Origin of the sequence: Nocardia arseniciresistens, from assembly GCF_046764875.1 — a bacterium.
In the GTDB taxonomy this organism is placed as follows: domain Bacteria; phylum Actinomycetota; class Actinomycetes; order Mycobacteriales; family Mycobacteriaceae; genus Nocardia; species Nocardia arseniciresistens.
The window spans coordinates 255,939-273,130 of record NZ_JBKORD010000004.1 but is presented as its reverse complement, the minus strand read 5'-3'; the positions used below and the strand labels follow the sequence as shown (position 1 = coordinate 273,130).

Below are 17,192 nucleotides of genomic sequence, written 5' to 3'. Positions count from 1 at the left end.
GCGACGAGATCAATCCAGCCGGAAGATCCGTAGATCCTCAGGCACCCCGCTCAGCGGAGCCGCGAAGAAACTGCGGCGATACGGCTTCACCGTGTAGCCCAGTTCCTCCAGGGTCTCGGGCCGCAGCGACTCCAGCGTCGCCTGCGAGAGCATCATGTTCCCATTGCCACCCGCCTCCATCACCCGAGCGGCGATGGTGACGTCCACACCGAGCCAGTCCCCACCGATCTCGCGTGGCGAGCCGGTATGCAGTCCAACCCGCATCTGCGGGCGGTAGCCGCGAACCTCGACCGCGGCCAGGTTGCGCTTGGCATGCTGCGCGGCGCGTACCGCGCGATCGGCCGAGGTGAACACGGCCATCACGCCGTCACCCATGCGCTTGACGACATGCCCGCCACGGTCGGCGATCGGCGGCTCGATGGCCTTGGCTACCACCCGCAATAGTTCGAGGGTCGCCGCATCGCCCGCCGATAGCGACCAACCCGAGAACGCCACCAGATCGGTGAACATTACAGTTACCTCTTGGCTACCTTTGCCGCGGCCGACTCGCTCCAGCATCGCCTGCCAGACCTGCAATGCGCCGAAGCCGATCTCACGGGCCGCACTCGGTGTGTCACCGACGAGTTTGTCGGCGGCGCGGGCGACCGCCCGAGCGCCGCCAGGACCCGAAACCGACAGTGGGTCACCGAAAGCCGGATCACCGGGAAGCTGTTCGCGCGCCTTGCGCAGTGCACCGATGAAGTCCGGTCGCGAATTCGCCACGTTCATCAGTGTGGAAAGTTGCCCCCTGCGAAGTCCCGGACCCGATCGACGAGGAGAACCGTCCTCATCGGCAGGTACCAGCGGTATGACTACCTCGGGCGGCTCGCCACCACCGGAAGGTGTTTCGCTCACGCCCCGAGCGTATCTCAGCCGTCCCACCGTCGGCGGGTTACGTATTATCGCCACCTGCCACCTCTCGACCGATCGAAGCGGGCACTACGTCGGGGCCGCCGATGGATAACTTGATGGTTGCTCGGCCCGATGCTACCGACGACGGATTCTGGATGGAAGCGTCGTACTTCACAGTTTTCGGGATGTTCACAAGTGGTCCCGATCGTCCGGAAACGAGAAGACCGGCCCGGTGTGGAAGGGAATTCACACACCGGACCGGTGATCACACCGTCCACCGGGCAGTGGCAGGCGGTGCGCGGGCGCGCGATGCCTCCTGACAAGGTCACGCGCCCGATACCCGAGCAGCGAGGGAGTTGCGACTCGGGTAGCCGGTAGATCAGGCGTCGCGCTGGTTCACCGCGACAAGCGCCGCGGCGAAGACGATCGCCACGAAAGCGATGAAGTAGACCAGGCTGCCCCAGACTCCCCAGTGCCAATTCGCGGTGGACTCCGAGGAGCTCACGAAGCGAGTGATGTTCTGGAAGGGCAGGAACGGCGCCACATTGCGACCGAAGCTGCCGAAGGCGCTCAGCAGCGGCTCGATCAGCAATGACCACAACACGACAAGGGAGATCGCCGCGGCGGATTGCCGGACGAGCACACCGATGGCGATGGCGAGCGCCACGGCGAAGAACGCGTAGATCGGGATGCCGTACACCGAGCGCCAATGGTCCTCGAGGACCACATCGGCGGCCGCCTTCGAACCACCGACCACCTTCGCGACGGCGATGGCGATCAGCGCGATGATCGTGGTGAGCACCGCACCGAAGCCGCCGACAAGAGCGGTCTTCGTCACGAGAACCTTGGTCCGATTGGGTACGGCCTGGAAGGTCGTCCTGATGACGCCGAAGCGGTATTCGCTCGTCACCGTCAGCGCGGCCATGATCATCAGGACCATGATGCCGAAGCCGGTCACACCCGCGGTCGCGGTGCCGATGTCCAGTGTCGGTGTTCCTTCCTCGGGATTGTCACCCGCGGAACGCACGACCAGCGCGAAGAGCGCCGAGAGCCCGATGCCGAGTACCACGATGGTTGCCGAGCACCACCAGGGTGACCTGGTCGAGGTGAGCTTGATTCGTTCTGCTGCCAGCACGCCCATCAGAGCGCACCTCCCATCACCTGATCGAAGCCTTCGCCGTGGTATTCCACCGCGCCGCCGGTCATCCGCATGAATGCCTCTTCCAACGAGGCCCGCTGCGGCGCGAGCTCGAACAACGTGATGTCGTTCGCACCCGCGAGCTTGCCGACATCGTCGCTGGTCACCCCCGCAACGACGAGTGCTGGGCCGTCGGTGGCCGCACCGTCTTCGCGCACGGTCATGCCGTTGGAGGTGAGTACGCTGCGCAACTGCTCGAGCTGCGGGCTGCGCACCCGCACCGAGGCCTCCGAAGCGCGCTCGATGAATTCCTGAGTGGTCGTATCGGAGATCAACTGCCCCTTGCCGATGACGACGAGGTGCTCGGCGGTCTGTGCCATCTCCGAGAGCAGGTGGCTCGACACCAGCACGGTGCGGCCCTCGGTGGCCAGCCGCTGCATGAAGCGGCGGATCCAGAGAATGCCCTCCGGGTCGAGGCCGTTGACCGGCTCGTCGAACAGCAGCACCTGCGGATCACCGAGCAGTGCGCCCGCCAGGCCGAGCCGCTGTGACATACCGAGCGAGAAGCCACCCGCGGTCTTGCCCGCCACCTCGGAGAGGCCGACAAGGCGCAATACCTCGTCGACGCGGGCTGCGGCGATGTCGTTGGATGCGGCCATCCATTGCAGGTGGGCGCGCGCCGAGCGATTGGGATGCACCCATTTCGCGTCGAGCAGCGCGCCGACCTCGCGCAGTGGATGGTCGAGCTCGTGGTAGTGCTTGCCGTTGATCAGTGCGGTTCCCGAGGTGGGCTTGTCCAGCCCGAGGATCATCCGCATAGTGGTCGATTTACCGGCGCCGTTGGGTCCAAGGAAGCCTGTCACCTGTCCTGGTCGGACGGTGAAGGACAGATCCTGAACCGCGACGGTCTGCCCGTAGTGCTTGGTCAGGCCCCTCAGTTCGATCATGAGCACCAGCATTGCGTAAAAACGGGCCGAGCGCGTCAACAGAAAGTGCCGAGTCGTCTCATCCTCGAGGACTACCTCGGCCCTGAGGGGGCTGCGGATTCTCCCTTATACCGCCGGCGACGAAGCCTGTGCCCAGAATCGCTTCGGGATACGCCCGGCCTGACGGGCCAGGTAGCCCGCGCGCACAGCGTCGGCCATGGCGGCGGCCATCAGCGCGGGGCGCTGCGCCCTTGTCACCGCGGTGGCGAGCAGGACCGCCGAGCAGCCCAGTTCCATGGCGAGTGCGGCGTCGCTCGCGGTGCCGATGCCCGCGTCGAGGATGACCGGTACACCGGCGCCGGCCACGATCATCTCGATATTGTGCGGGTTGCCGATGCCGAGGCCGGTGCCGATCGGGGCGCCGAGCGGCATGACCGCGGCGCAGCCCGCCTCCTCCAGCCTGCGGGCCAGGATCGGGTCGTCGGTGGTGTAGGGCAGCACCACGAAACCTGCGTCGACCAATTGTTCTGCGGCGGTGAGCAATTCGATAGGGTCGGGCAGCAGGGTGCGCTCGTCGGCGATGACCTCGAGCTTCACCCAGTTGGTGTCGAGGGCCTCGGCGGCCAGCTGCGCGGTGAGCACCGCTTCGGCGGCGGTGCGACAGCCCGCCGTGTTGGGCAACGCGGTGATGTCGAGACGCTTCAACAGATCGAGCACACCGGTGCCGCCCGCGGCGTCCACTCGACGCATCGCGACCGTGGTGAGTTCGGTGCCGGAGGCGATCAACGCCTCCTCGAGCACGGCGAGGTTGTCCGCGCCGCCGGTACCCATGATCAGCCGGGAGCCGAACTGTTTCCCCGCGATCTCCAGCACGTCAGCCACCCTGAACCGCCGTGAGGACCTCGATCTGCCAGCCGCGACCGACCGGCTCGCCCCAGCGGGACTTCGGGAACACCGCACCGTCCACCGCGAGCGCGACGCCCTTGTTCGGCAGCCCGAGACGCTCGAGCAGCTCACCGACGGTGAGCGCTTCGGCGAACTCGTGGTCCGTGCCGTTCACGGTGACACCGATGGGGATTGCGGTCGCGGTCATCGAATTCCTCCTGCGGACGACGATAGGGACGGCGCACCCGGCGCCGAAAAGCGTTGCGGATCTGCGGCTTCCGCGTCGGCGAGCACGGCGCCGTCGAGCAGGCTCAGCACCGCGTCGACGGTGAGCGGTATAGCGAGCATGCCGTTGCGGCCGTGTCCGGTCGCCGCGACGATCCGGTCGGCGAGCCTGCCGATCAGGGGCAGGTTGTCCGGGGTGCCCGGCCGGGAACCCGCACCGGCCTCGGCCAGCTCGTATTCGCCGATGCCCGGCAGCACCGCCTCGGCATCCGCGATCAGGTCGCGGACGCCGGCCACGGTCACCGTTGTGTCGAAGCCCGCCTCGTATTGCGTTGCGCCGACGACAATTCCGTCAGCACGAGGCACAAAGTAGACGGCCCTGCCGTGCACCCTCGCCCGGATCACCCGCCGTGGCGGCGGTGTCGCGCCCGGTCGGTGTCGCAGTCGCAGGATCTCACCCTTGACCGGGCGCACCGGCAGCCGCGGCCACAGCGTCGCGGCGGCAGCGCCCGTCGCGAGCACGATCTGATCGTGCGAGAGCGCGTCGAGATCGGCCACCGATTCGGCGCGGAACTCGACTCCCGCGCCGGTGCACGCCTGCCGCAGCGCATCGAGCAGCCGCCGATTGTCGATGGCGGGCTCGGCGGATGCCAGCAGCCCGGCGCGCACGGTGCGGGCCAGCGCGGGCTCGAGCGCACGCACACCGGCCCGATCCAAAAGCCGCAGCTCGTTGCCGTGACCGTTCACCCAGTCGGCCACCGTGCGCAGATCAGCGGCATCGGCACCGTCCAGCGCGACGGTCAGTGTCTCATCGGCGACGAATACCGAGACTCCGGTTTCGGCATGAATACGTTCGGCGAATTCCGGCCAGCGGGCCAGCGAGGCAGCGCCGAACGCGAGGACGAGATCCTCCCCCGGCCAGCCTTCCGACAACGGTGCGAGCATGCCACCGGCGACCCAGGAGGCACCCGATCCGACGGCGGGGTCGAAAAGCGTGACCGTCCAGCCCGCCTGTGCGGCCCGCCAGGCCACCGCGAGTCCGATGGCGCCGCCACCGACGACAGCCAAAGTCCGCATCCGATCCACCTGCCTTCTATTCGCATCCCCACGGTAGCGCGGCTACGGTCGATGGCGTGCAACCCTCCCACCTGTCCCGGTCCCTACCGCCCAGGGAGCGGCTGGCGACCGCGCGGCTCTATCTCTGTACCGACGCTCGCCGGGAACGCGGCGATCTGGCCGAGTTCGCCGAAGCGGCGCTCGCGGGTGGTGTCGACATCATTCAGCTCAGGGATAAGGGCTCGCCCGGTGAGGCGGAGTTCGGCCCTTTGGAAGCGAAGGCCGAGCTCGGCGCCATCGCTGAACTCAAAGGCGCGGCGCGCAGGCACGGTGCGCTGGTCGCGGTGAACGACCGGGCCGATATCGCGCTCGCGGCGGGCGCCGATGTGTTGCACCTCGGCCAGGGCGACCTGCCGCCCTGGCACGCCCGGCACATCCTCGGACCCGACGTGGTGATCGGGCGCTCGACCCACAATCGCGCGCAGGCCGGGCTCGCCGCGATCGACGAACACATCGACTACTTCTGCACCGGCCCGGTGTGGGCGACACCGACCAAGCCGAGCCGTCAGGCCGCCGGGCTGGATCTGGTGCGCTCCACCGCCGACGCGCACCCCACCCGGCCCTGGTTCGCGATCGGCGGCATCGACGGCGCGCGATTACCTGAGCTGCTCGAAGCGGGCGCCGATCGAATTGTCGTGGTGCGGGCCATTACCGAAGCCCGTGATCCAGAGGCCGCGGCGCGCGAGCTCGCGGCCGCACTGCTCGACAACGTTTAGGTCGGCTGCCCAACCCATGACGAACGACGCAGACACCGCGGCCGAGCGCGACCGGCGGTCAGGACAGCACCTGAACGCGGGTGAGCGAGAGGATCGACTCGACCACAACGGTGACCGGGGCTTGATCGGCCGCCCCGTCGGGGGCGACCTCGACCGGATCGACGATGCGGGCGTAGCCGCCGGGGCCGTCGGGCTCCGAATGCAGCCAAACGAAGCCTTCGTCGGCCAGGTCGACGGTCCGTGGCAGCGCCGCCGTGATGACCGGAGCGTCAGGAACATCGGTGAGACAAACGCGGGCCGGTGCCGCGCGCAGCGACGGCCACGAGGCAGCGAAGCCTGGGTGCAGCGGACGGTCCTCGACCTCGTCCTCCGGCACCCACGCCAACGCGGCGCTCTCACGATTGAGACTGGTCGGCAGGGTCATGACGGCATCGGCGACCACCGTCGTATAGGTCCAGCCGCTCGACGAGGTCGCGGTGACGCGCTCCCCGCGCACCAGGACATCGGCGGGATCGATACCCGCCTCTTCCCATGCCTCGCGGACCGCGGCGTGCACGGAAGTTTCATGGCTGTCGCGCGCGCCGCCCGGCAACGCCCAGGTGCCGCCCTGATGACTCCACAGCGCGCGATGTTGCAGCAACACCGCGGAACCACCGCCCGCGAGCGGAGCACGAAGCAGCAGCCCAGCGGCACCGAAGCGGCCCCAATGCCGCAAGCCGTCCGGGTCACGCGACCAACCGTCACCGTCACCACGCATCTGCCAACCCATCCTCATCCAGCCGTGGCAGGGGTGTTTCACACGCCACGGCGCCGGTAAGACCACAATAAACTCCGACACGGCGCGTACGTGCGCCACAAAACCGGGGAGGTAAAGATGGCTCGCACCGAGCAGGCGACGGCCGTGCCGCCGCCGTCGGTCGATGCCGAGCCCGCGCGCAAGCATCTCGGTGCCGCGCGCAGCTCGGCAATGCGCGAGCATCTCGACCCGGCCAACCTACGATCGTTCGCGCAGTCCTCGCCGGGGCGACTCATCGCCATCGGCCTTGTCCTGATCGGGCTATGCCTCGGCTCGGGCGTCGTGGCAGCGGCGACGGTGAGCGATCGCCAGCGGGCGCTCGACATCCTGCTCAACGACACCGAACCCGACGCGCAGTCCGCCCAGCGTCTCTACACCAACCTGTCGATCGCGGACGCCGCGGCGAGCACCGCGTTCATCTCGGGCGGCCTGGAACCGGAGGCCGTGCGCAACCGCTACAGCCAGGCCCTCGGCGAAGCGTCCGCGGAGCTGGTGCCCCAGTCGGGTCACGTGTCCGCGTCCGCCGCCGACCCCGATACCCGGCTGCGGACGGGCATCGCCACCGGTCTTCCGGTGTATTCGGGTCTTATCGAGACCGCGCGCGCGAACAATCGCAACGGATACCCGGTCGGCGCCGCGTATTTGAGCGAGGCATCGAATCAGATGCAGACGACGATGCTGCCGATGGCTCAGGAACTACAGGACCATCGGTCCGGCGCGGTCGACGCGGCCCAACGTCATCATGTGCGCCCGCCTTGGCCCGCGATCGTGCTGCTGATACTCGCGTTGGCGTTCTTGGTCTGGGCGCAGCTCGAGCTGGCCAAACGTTGGCACCGCGTTGTCAATCCCGGACTGCTGCTCGCCTCCGGCGCGATGCTGATCCTGTTGGCGTGGACGGTTATCGCCGGGTCGATCTCGGCCGTGTCGATGATCAGTGGCCGCGACGGCGCCGCGGTGCCCGCCTCCCGGCTGACCGAGAGCCGCATCCTGACCCAGCAGGCGCGTTCCGCCGAAACACTGAAACTGGTGCGGCGCGACGCGACCGGCGACTACGACCGCACCTACGATTACAGCATCGCCAGGCTCACCGAACTGCTCGAGGGCTATCCATCGCACGCGCCCGCCAACGCGGAGGTCACCAATGCCCGTGCCGCACTCTCGCGTTGGCGATCCGCGCATGAACGAATGAACGAAACCCTCGCCCACGGCGACTTCAACGGCGCCGCGACGGTCGCGACCGGCCCAGGCACCGCGGATGCCGCCGCCCAAGTCGACGCACTGGACACTTCACTGGGCCAGGCACTTTCCGAAACACGGAATACCTTGCGCGACAAGATATCCCAAGGCGCCCGAGTACTCGACTTCCTCGCCCCCGGCGCCCTGGTGCTCGGCATTCTCGCCGCGGGTTGGGTCGGCCTCGGCATCTGGCCTCGACTGCGGGAGTACCGATGAACACCACCCGTGCCATCCTGGCCGCCACCCTCGCCGCCGTCGCTTTCGTCAGCGGTTGCGCGAACGACTCGCTCTCGTCCGCGCCGACCAAGACCGTCCGATACAACGAACCGCCGCTGCCCGCGAAAGCCATTCCGGTGCTGCCGAATACGCCGATCACGCCGCAGGTCGAACCGCAGTGCGGCGATCCGACCGCCAGCCTGCGCCCCCGCTCGGGGGCCAGCGGCCCGAACATCGACGACATCCGGGCCCGCGGCCGGCTTCTGGTCGGCCTCGACACGGGCAGCAACCTGTTCAGCTTCCGCGATCCGATCAGCGGCTCCGTCGTCGGTTTCGACGCCGACATCGCCAGAGAGATCGCGCGCGATCTGCTCGGCAGCCCGGACCTGATCGAATACCGCAGTCTCGGTTCCGCCGAGCGGGAGGACGCGCTACAGAATCACACCGTCGACCTGATCGCCAAGACCATGACGATCACCTGTGAACGGCGGCAGCGGGTTTCGTTCTCGACCGTGTACTTGCGCGCCTACCAGCGGGTACTCGCGGTGAAGAACTCGGGCATCAACAGCCTCAATGATCTCGCGGGCAGGCGGGTGTGCGTGGTCCGCGGCACCACATCCCTCGACCGGATCCGCCACGAACAGCCGGGCGCCACCGTGGTCTCGGTGCCGACCTGGGCGGATTGCCTTGTGGTATTGCAGCAACGCCAGGTCGACGCGGTGAGCACCGACGACGCCATCCTGGCCGGGCTCGCCGCGCAGGACCCCTACTACACCCAACTGGTCGGCGGCGGCATCAGCGTCGAGCCGTACGGCATCGGAATCCCGAAGGGCGACGACGATCTGGTGCGTTTCGTCAACGGAACGCTGGAGCGGATCCGCGCCGACGGCACCTGGACCAAGATCTATCGGCAGTGGCTTTCGGTGCTCGGTCCCCCACCAGAGCCACCTAACCCGACCTACCTGGATTGATCGGCCATGACCAACGAACACGACGTACCCCGCGGCGATTGCACGGCTTCCGACAGGGATGAATCGCCTGCACAGCAGGAGGATTCGGCCGATGTCCACCTAGTGGGTACCGAGGCGGTTCGACGAGTACCCGAGCAGGAAATCGGCCCAGGCACGATGGCCGCCGCGCCCCCCGCGGGGGGCGCGAGACCAGACGACGTCACAGTCGGCACTCGCCGCCCGCAGTCGCAGTCACAGCCGAACTCGAATGCCACGATGCGGACCTCCGGCCGCAGCGTACGCACCGTCCGATCGCGCCCGACGGTGCGCAGGCTCGGCGCGGGACTTGTGCAGATCCCGACCATCGCGCCCGCGGATCCACTCGACGCGGTGCTCATCGATCCCGTTGTCTCCGAAGGCCGACGCTTCTGCTGGCGCTGCGGCAGCCCGGTCGGCAGGGCCACCGCGGTCCGGCCCGCCATGACCGAGGGAACCTGCGCGACCTGCGGCGCGGCCTACGATTTCCGGCCCTCGCTGCACCCGGGCGACCTGGTGTCGAGCCAGTACGAGATCCAGGGCTGCATCGCGCACGGCGGGCTCGGCTGGATCTACCTGGCCATCGACCGCAATGTCAGCGACCGCTGGGTGGTGCTCAAGGGCTTGCTGCACGCGGGCGATGCCGAGGCACAGGCGGTTGCCGTCGCCGAGCGCCAATTCCTCGCCGAGGTAGCGCATCCCAGCATCGTCAAGATCCACAACTTCGTCGAGTACACCGACGATGACGGGGAGACGATCGGTTACATCGTCATGGAATACGTCGGTGGAAAATCGCTACGCGACATCCTCGACGGTTATCCGCGGCCGCAGCGAATGCCGGTCGCCGAGGCCATTGCCTACCTGCTGGAGATCCTGCCCGCGCTGGACTACCTGCATTCGATCGGATTGACCTACAACGACCTCAAGCCCGACAACATCATGGTCACCGACGATCAGGTCAAGCTGATCGACCTCGGTGCGGTCGCCACCCTGGAAGCCTACGGAAACCTGTACGGCACCAGGGGCTTCCAGGCGCCGGAGATAGCCAGGACCGGGCCGACTGTGGCGTCGGACATATACACCGTCGGGCGGACGCTCGCCGTGCTGACATTGAGCATGCCGATGGAACAGGGCCGCTATCTCGACGGGATTCCCGCCCCCGCAAACCACCCGGTCCTCGAGCGCCACGAGTTCTTCCACCGGTTGCTGCTGTCGGCGACCGACCCCGACCCCGACCGCCGCTTCCCCTCGGCGCGCGCCATGTCCGCGCAGTTGGCAGGCGTGCTACGGGAGATCCTGGCCATCGAGACCGGCGACGAACATCCACAGCTTTCCACGGTATTCAGCCCGCAGCGCGCCAGCTTCGGCACCGAGGAGCTGATCAGCCAAACCGATGCCTACGCCGACGGCATCGGCCGCAGCAGCCTGCTTCCGGCGTCCGAAGTCGTCGCGGCACTTCCCATTCCGCTCATCGATCCGGGCGACATCGCCGCACCGTTGCTGGCCGCCGCAGTGCACCTGGAGCCGCAGGAGGCATTGGAAGCACTGCGCGAAGTGCGTGAACGTGCCGAATCCGATCCCGGCAATGACACCGAGACAATGCATCTGGAGCTGACACTCGCTGAGGTGCGGGTGCGCCTCGACCTCGGCGAATCCGCCACCGCGTTGGACATGCTGTCCTGGGCACCCGCCGATCACGATTGGCGCATCGACTGGTTCATCGGCCAGGCCGAGCTGCTGGAACTGGACTACGAAAAGGCTTTCGCCAGTTTCGACGCGGTGCTACAGGTGCTGCCCGGTGAGATAGCGCCGAAGCTGGCGCTGGCCGCGACGGCGGAACTGATACTGCAACAGTGGGATTCCGATGATCCCGAGCAATGGCGGGACTACACCGAGAAGTTCTACGCCACGGTGTGGCGCACCGACCGCTCGGTGGTGAGCGCGGCCTTCGGCCTGGCAAGGCAGCTGGCGGCGGCGGGCAGGTTCGCCGATGCGGTGCACGCACTCGACGAGGTCCCCGCCGCGTCACGGCACTACACCACGGCTCGAATGACCGCGGTGTTGCTCCTGCTCACCGCCGCACCGGTCGGCGAACTCGAGGAAGCGACGCTGCACATCGCGGCCTCCCGAGTCCTTGCCATCCAGAAGGGCGAGAGCCGCGCCCTCCAGATGCGCGTGCTCGTCCACGGGGCGGCGCTGGCTTGGTTGCAGGCGGGCAATACGCCGAAGCGACCGGACGCCACCCTGTTCGGCGCCCCCTTCACCGATCGTGACCTGCGTGCGGGCACCGAGAAGAGCCTGCGCGCGTTGGCCCGCGGCGCACCGGGCCGAAACCATCGCTACGCCCTGGTCGATCTGGCGAACGCCATCCGAGCCAAGAGCTGGATCTGAGAAGCCGGATCCAATGAAAAGAACCCGGCCGGGGGCAGACCGGCCGGGCGAATCGCTACCTATCTACACACCGAGACCCCGGGGCCCGCGTGCCTCGAGCGAGCTCCGGGGGCAGCCGGAGCGAGCAACTCGGGAGCGGCGAGGGCATCGCGGACCCGATAGCACGCGGATCGGTTCGCCCCGGGATCTCGGTGGGCAGGCGAACTTGATCCGAGACCCATACTGCCGCGCCGATCATGAGGTTTTCGTGAAGGTTTCTAGAGCTGTGCGGCCGCCACCACCACCTCGTGCGCGGCGCGCGCGATTGCCAGCTCCTCGTTGGTCGGAACAACCAGCACGGCCACCTCGGCCCCTGGCACCGAAATATGCCGGGCGGCACGATCTTTCGCGTTATTGAGTGCGGGGTCGACCGTGATGCCGAAGCGGGAGAGCTCGGCGAGGGCGTCGGCGCGCACCTGCGGGCTGTTCTCGCCGACACCCGCGGTGAAGGTGATGGCATCGACGCCGCCCAACCCGATCAGGTAGGCGCCGAGGTAGCGGCGCAGTCGATGGATGTACACATCGTAGGCGAGCTTCGCCGCGGCGTCGCCCTCGTCGATCAGCCCTTGCAGCTCACGGAAATCGTTGACACCCGAGAGGCCCTTGAGGCCCGAGTTACGGTTGAGCAGCTCGTCGACCTGATCGATGTCCAGATGAGCCGAGCGCATCAGATGCGGCACGATGCCGGGGTCCAGATCGCCGGACCTGGTGCCCATCACCAGACCCTCCAGCGGAGTCAGCCCCATGGTCGTATCGACAGGGTGGCCACCTCTGATCGCCGATGCCGAAGCCCCGTTACCCAGGTGGAAGACAATCTGATTCAGGTCGGCGGGATCGCGTTCGAGCAGCTGCGCGACCCGGCCCGAGACATACTCGTGCGAGGTGCCGTGAAAACCGTACTTCCGAATACCTTGTGCCGCAGCTACCTTCGCGTCGATGGCGTAAGTCTTGGCGGCATCGGGCAGGCCGTGGAAGAACGCCGTATCGAAAACCGCGACCTGCGGCACACCGGGCAGCAGTTTCCTGGCGCTCTCGATGCCCGCCACATTCGCCGGGTTGTGCAGCGGCGCAAGCGAAGACAGGTTCGAAATCGCCTCGACCACGGAATCGTCGATCAGCGTCGGCCGGTAGAACACCTCGCCGCCGTGCACCACTCGATGCCCGACCGCGTGCACGCCCTGACTCGCCAGGTCGTGTCCGGTCTCGGCGAACGTTTCGAAGACCAGTCGCAGCCCCGCGGTGTGATCGGCGAGCGGCACGTGCCGCTCGACGGTCGTTCCTTCGATGTGATGCTCGATCCCGGCGTTCTTCTCGCCGATCCGGTCGACCATGCCGGAGGCGGCGACAAAGCTCGACTCCGGGTCGAGCAGTTGATATTTGATCGACGACGAGCCGGAATTGATCACCAGCACGAGGTCATCGGCGCCGCTCACTGTTCCTGCGCCTGAATCGCGGTGATCGCCACGGTATTGACGATATCGGCGACCAAGGCCCCGCGCGACAGATCGTTGACCGGCTTGCGCAGGCCCTGCAACACCGGTCCGATCGCGATCGCACCGGCGCTGCGCTGGACCGCCTTGTAGGTGTTGTTACCGGTATTGAGGTCGGGAAACACGAACACCGTCGCGCGCCCGGCCACCACCGAATCCGGCAGCTTCGTGGTGGCGACAGTCGGCTCGATCGCCGCGTCGTATTGAATAGGGCCCTCTACCAACAGTTCCGGCGCGCGTTCGCGGACCAGCTTGGTCGCCACCCTGACCTTGTCCACATCCGCGCCGCTCCCGGATTCTCCCGTCGAGTACGACAACATCGCCACCCGTGGCTCCACGCCGAACCTGGCCGCGGTGGCCGCCGAGGAGATGGCGATATCGGCCAGCTGCTCGGAGGTCGGATCGGGGACCACCGCGCAGTCGCCATAGGCGAGCACCCTGTCGGCCAGACACATCAGGAACACGCTGGAAACTGTCGCGACGCCGGGGGTGGTCTTGATGATCTCGAACGACGGCCGGATGGTGTGGGCCGTCGTGTGCGCGGCGCCGGAGACCATGCCGTCGGCGATGCCCTTGTGGACCATCATGGTGCCGAAATACGAGATGTCGGTGATGGTTTCGCGGGCCCGCTCGATGGTCATGCCCTTGTGTGCGCGCAGCTCGGTGTACTCAGCGGCGAAATCTTCCAGATACTCCGAAGTCGCCGGGTCGAGCACCTGCGCGGCGGCGATGTCGACGCCGAGTTCGGCGGCACGGGCACGGATCGACGCCTCGTCGCCGAGAATGACGAGGTCGGCGATCTTGCGTTGCAGCACTCGGCCCGCTGCGCGCAGGATGCGGTCGTCGCTGCCCTCGGGCAGCACGATGCGCTTGCGGTCGGCGCGGGCCCGCTCGATCAGCTGGTACTCGAACATCTGCGGCGTTACCACCGAGCTGCGCGGAACGTCGATGCGCCGCAACAACTCCGGAGCGTCGACCCGCTGCTCCATCAGGGCGAGGGCGGTGTCGACCTTGCGCGGGCTGCCCGTCGCCATCCGGCCGCGAGTCCGGTAGGCGGCGCTCGCGGTGTCGTAGGTGCCGAGCTCGGTGGTGAGGATGGGCAGCTTCGGCTCGAGACCTGCCATCAGTCGCGCGACCGCGGGATGCGGCAGCATGCCGCCGTTCATGATGATGCCCGACAGCGACGGAAAGCCCGCTGCCTCATGCGCGTTCACCACACTGAGCAGGACATCCGAGCGGTCGCCCGGCGCGATGACAACGACGCCTTCGACGAGGCGCTCCAGAATGTGCTCGGCCGTCATGCCGCCGACCATGACCTTCAGCGCCTCGCGTTGCAGCAATTCCGGGTCGCCGCTGTACATTTCGCCGTCGATCGCGGTACACAGCTCGGCCATGGTCGGCGAGATCAGCAGCGGAACTTCGGGCAACGTCCAGGACGGCACATCGAAGCCCTGCAACGCGGAACACACCTCGTCGAGCTGGGTCGGCTCGCAACGGTTGGCGATGATCGCGACCAGCTGCGCGTGCTCGAGCGCCAGCTCGCTCACGCACAGATCGACGAGATGGTGCACCTCGTCCGCGGTGCGGCCGGAGCCACGGACCACCAGTAGCACCGGGGCGCCGAGGTTCACGGCGATCCTGGCGTTGAAGCGCAGCTCGCTCGGGCTTGCCACATCGGTGTAGTCGCTGCCGACCACAACCACCGCGTCACACACCTTGGCGACCTCGTGGAAGCGCATCACGATCTCGCTGATGGCGGCATCAGGGTCGGCGTGCACCTGTTCGTAGGTGACGCCGGTGGCCTGCGCGTAGTCGATATCGGCCGTGCTGTGCTCGAGCAGCAACTCGAGGATGTAGTCCGGCTCGGTGGTCGAGCGGGTGATGGGCCGGAAAACCCCCACCCTGGCGGCGGTCGCGCACAGCATCTGGAGCACCCCGAGCGCCACCGTCGATTTTCCGGTGTCACCCTCCGGGGACGCGATATACACAGCGGACGGAGCAAAATCGGCCATACGCGCGAGCTTAGTGGCCACAGAACCCGCTCTTGGTCGGGCCGAGTGCCTCATCCATGGCCATGGGTGATCTCACGTATCCGATGTCGCGTCAGGATAGAACCTGTTCAGGACCGGTGCTCTCACATGCTCAGGGGCATCGAGCCCATCGAGCAGGCGCTCCGCGTAATCGCGGCTGATTTGAGATTCCCCCCGTCGAGGGTCTGGGGTTCTCTCCTTGTGACCTAACCCGCTCTGCGCGACACCCGCGCGGGAAGCCAGCTCCGACTGGGCCAAACCCTGACTCTTGCGTGCGGCCAGGAACCACGCTCAGCGAGGGCGGCCTGGCTCAGCGAGGGCGGCCTGGCTCAGCGAGGGCGGCCTGGCTCAGTCCTTCGCTTATAGTCCCGGCATGGCTGAGCAGTTCCCGAACCGGCAATGGGGTTCGCGCACCAATGTTATTTCCCGCGCCGCGAACAAGTTCGCCGCGACCGAGCCCGGTTCGTGGTTCATCCGCAAGATCACGCCGCTGGATCGCGCGCTGCTCGAACGCACCGACGCCAAGTACACCGTGCTCGGCCCTATCGGCGCCCCTGTCATCCTGCTGACCAGCATCGGCCGCAAGTCCGGCGAGCCACGCACCCAACCGCTGCTCTACGTGCACGACGGCGACACCTTGTATGTGATCGGCAGCAACTTCGGCCGGGCCGAGCACCCCGCCTGGACGGGGAACCTGCTGGCGAACCCGCAGGCCACCGTTGCCATCGCGGGCGAACGCATCCCCGTCCGAGCCACACCGGTCGCCGATACCGACAAGGACGCGGTCTTCGCCCGCTTTGTCGAACTCACCGGCGCGTACGACGCCTACCGCTCCCGCACGACCCGCGAACTGCGCATCTTCGCACTCACCCGCGCCTGAGATATATCGTCGCTCAGCCGAGCGCGCGCAGGCGGGGAGCCAGGTCGCGCTGGAAGAGGTCGAGGAAGCGGCGCTGGTCGTGGCCGGGGGCGTGGAAGACCAGGTGGTTGAGGCCCGCGTCCAGATAGGGCTTGATGAGGTCGACGGTCTGGTCCGGATCGCTCGCGACGATCCAGCGCTTGGCGATCTGATCGATCGGCAGCGCGTCGGCGGCCGCTTCCATTTCGATCGGATCGGTGATGCTGTGCTTCTGCTCAGGGGACAGCGACAGCGGCGCCCAGAAGCGGGTGTTCTCCAGTGCCAGTTCGGGATCGGTGTCGTAGGAGATCTTGATCTCGATCATCCTGTCGATATCGTCGACGGTGCGCCCCGCCTTCGCGGCGCCCTCGGCGACGGCGGGCATCAGCTTCTCGGTGTAGAGCTCCATGCCCTTACCGGAGGTGCAGATGAAGCCGTCACCGGCGCGGCCTGCGTAGCGGGCCACCAACGGGCCGCCCGCGGCGATATAGACGGGGATGCCGCCCTTGGGGACGTCGTAGATCGAAGCGCCGACCGTGCGGTAGTACTGGCCGTCGAAGTCGGTGCGCTCGCCGGTCCACAGCGCGCGCATCAGATCGACCGCTTCGCGCAGGCGGGCGAAGCGCTCCTTGAATTCCGGCCATTCGCCGGTGTACCCGGTGGCGATCTCGTTGAGCGCCTCCCCCGAGCCGACACCGAGCATGATCCGATCCGGATACAGACAACCCATGGTCGCGAAGGCCTGCGCGACCACAGCGGGGTTGTAGCGGAAGGTCGGGGTCAGCACGGAGGTACCGAGCTGGATACGCTTGGTGCGCTCGCCGACCGCGGCCATCCAGACCAGCGAGAACGGCGCGTGCCCGCCCTTGTGCCGCCAGGGCTGGAAGTGGTCGCTCACGGTGGCACTGTCGAGACCGTGTTCCTCGGCGAGCACCGCGATCTCGACCAGCTCGCGGGGACCGAACTGCTCTGCTGATGCCTTGTACCCGAGCTTGAGCTCACCCATGTGCGCCACTCCTGTCGCCTAGCTGCCACGGTTCGTGTGCGGGCATTCCCGCACACCGTTTCGGCCGTATCAACGCTGCGTCATCGCGCTGTAGTCCGCCTCAGCGACCGCAGCGCCGCACGACGGCGCGACGCTCGGCCGCCATGCCGAGCGGACTTCCGCCGACCGACGGCCGCACTGCGCACACGTTTCACACGACCGCCTTCG

15 protein-coding genes are annotated in these 17,192 nt (G+C 67.4%); 5 read left to right on the top strand and 10 right to left on the bottom strand.

Translation table 11 applies throughout. The features are described from left to right. Positions 1-9: 9 nt before the first annotated feature. From ACLMAJ_RS09010 to thiO, 6 genes are all read right to left on the bottom strand, one after another. Positions 10-894: an adenylate/guanylate cyclase domain-containing protein gene (locus ACLMAJ_RS09010; RefSeq protein WP_412013069.1), complete on the bottom strand. Its 885-nt coding sequence runs from the start codon at positions 892-894 to the stop codon at positions 10-12. A gap of 376 nt (positions 895-1,270) precedes the next feature. Further along, the gene (locus ACLMAJ_RS09005) at positions 1,271-2,032 is read right to left on the bottom strand and encodes an ABC transporter permease (protein WP_412013068.1); all 762 of its coding nucleotides are present in this window, start codon (positions 2,030-2,032) and stop codon (positions 1,271-1,273) included. Continuing rightward, on the bottom strand, positions 2,032-2,976 hold the full coding sequence (locus ACLMAJ_RS09000) for an ABC transporter ATP-binding protein (protein WP_412013067.1): 945 nt from the start codon (positions 2,974-2,976) through the stop codon (positions 2,032-2,034). Before ACLMAJ_RS09000 ends, ACLMAJ_RS09005 begins: the two co-directional genes overlap by 1 nt. A gap of 105 nt (positions 2,977-3,081) precedes the next feature. Further along, positions 3,082-3,837 (bottom strand): thiazole synthase, encoded by a 756-nt coding sequence (gene thiG / locus ACLMAJ_RS08995; RefSeq protein ID WP_412013066.1) that lies wholly within the window; start codon positions 3,835-3,837, stop codon positions 3,082-3,084. Further along, positions 3,830-4,048 (bottom strand): sulfur carrier protein ThiS, encoded by a 219-nt coding sequence (gene thiS, locus ACLMAJ_RS08990; protein ID WP_412013065.1) that lies wholly within the window; start codon positions 4,046-4,048, stop codon positions 3,830-3,832. Before thiS ends, thiG begins: the two co-directional genes overlap by 8 nt. Continuing rightward, positions 4,045-5,142, bottom strand: a complete 1,098-nt coding sequence (gene thiO, locus ACLMAJ_RS08985; RefSeq protein ID WP_412013064.1) for a glycine oxidase ThiO — start codon at positions 5,140-5,142, stop codon at positions 4,045-4,047. The genes thiS and thiO overlap by 4 nt, the downstream gene beginning before the upstream one ends. Positions 5,143-5,198: 56 nt before the next feature. Between thiO and thiE the strand changes: the two genes are divergently transcribed. Beyond that, a complete protein-coding gene (thiE, locus tag ACLMAJ_RS08980; RefSeq protein WP_412013063.1) occupies positions 5,199-5,897 on the top strand; it encodes a thiamine phosphate synthase in 699 nt (232 codons plus the stop codon). 58 nt (positions 5,898-5,955) lie between these two features. On the opposite strand, the gene ACLMAJ_RS08975 is transcribed toward thiE, so the two are convergent. After that, positions 5,956-6,654: an NUDIX hydrolase gene (locus ACLMAJ_RS08975; RefSeq protein WP_412013062.1), complete on the bottom strand. Its 699-nt coding sequence runs from the start codon at positions 6,652-6,654 to the stop codon at positions 5,956-5,958. A 117-nt stretch (positions 6,655-6,771) separates the two neighbouring features. Here ACLMAJ_RS08975 and ACLMAJ_RS08970 point away from each other — a divergent pair, with 117 nt between their 5' ends. The 3 genes from ACLMAJ_RS08970 to ACLMAJ_RS08960 all read left to right on the top strand — a co-directional run bounded on the left by ACLMAJ_RS08970 (position 6,772) and on the right by ACLMAJ_RS08960 (position 11,522). Then, entirely contained in the window at positions 6,772-8,145 is a 1,374-nt protein-coding gene (locus tag ACLMAJ_RS08970) for a hypothetical protein (RefSeq protein WP_412013061.1), read from the top strand. Beyond that, the gene (locus ACLMAJ_RS08965; protein WP_412013060.1) at positions 8,142-9,116 is read left to right on the top strand and encodes a glutamate ABC transporter substrate-binding protein; all 975 of its coding nucleotides are present in this window, start codon (positions 8,142-8,144) and stop codon (positions 9,114-9,116) included. The genes ACLMAJ_RS08970 and ACLMAJ_RS08965 overlap by 4 nt, the downstream gene beginning before the upstream one ends. 156 nt (positions 9,117-9,272) lie before the next feature. Then, on the top strand, positions 9,273-11,522 hold the full coding sequence (locus ACLMAJ_RS08960; RefSeq protein ID WP_412013273.1) for a serine/threonine-protein kinase PknG: 2,250 nt from the start codon (positions 9,273-9,275) through the stop codon (positions 11,520-11,522). A 257-nt stretch (positions 11,523-11,779) separates the two neighbouring features. Here ACLMAJ_RS08960 and ACLMAJ_RS08955 read toward each other — a convergent pair whose 3' ends face one another. Together ACLMAJ_RS08955 and pta are read right to left on the bottom strand one after the other, a co-directional pair. Beyond that, positions 11,780-12,994 (bottom strand): acetate kinase, encoded by a 1,215-nt coding sequence (locus ACLMAJ_RS08955; RefSeq protein WP_412013059.1) that lies wholly within the window; start codon positions 12,992-12,994, stop codon positions 11,780-11,782. Then, entirely contained in the window at positions 12,991-15,063 is a 2,073-nt protein-coding gene (gene pta / locus ACLMAJ_RS08950; RefSeq protein ID WP_412013058.1) for a phosphate acetyltransferase, read from the bottom strand. Before pta ends, ACLMAJ_RS08955 begins: the two co-directional genes overlap by 4 nt. Positions 15,064-15,454: 391 nt before the next feature. On the opposite strand from pta, the gene ACLMAJ_RS08945 reads away from it, so the two are divergent. Further along, entirely contained in the window at positions 15,455-15,961 is a 507-nt protein-coding gene (locus tag ACLMAJ_RS08945; protein ID WP_412013057.1) for a nitroreductase family deazaflavin-dependent oxidoreductase, read from the top strand. A gap of 13 nt (positions 15,962-15,974) precedes the next feature. On the opposite strand, the gene fgd is transcribed toward ACLMAJ_RS08945, so the two are convergent. Further along, the gene (gene fgd / locus ACLMAJ_RS08940) at positions 15,975-16,985 is read right to left on the bottom strand and encodes a glucose-6-phosphate dehydrogenase (coenzyme-F420) (protein ID WP_412013056.1); all 1,011 of its coding nucleotides are present in this window, start codon (positions 16,983-16,985) and stop codon (positions 15,975-15,977) included. Positions 16,986-17,192 lie beyond the last annotated feature (207 nt).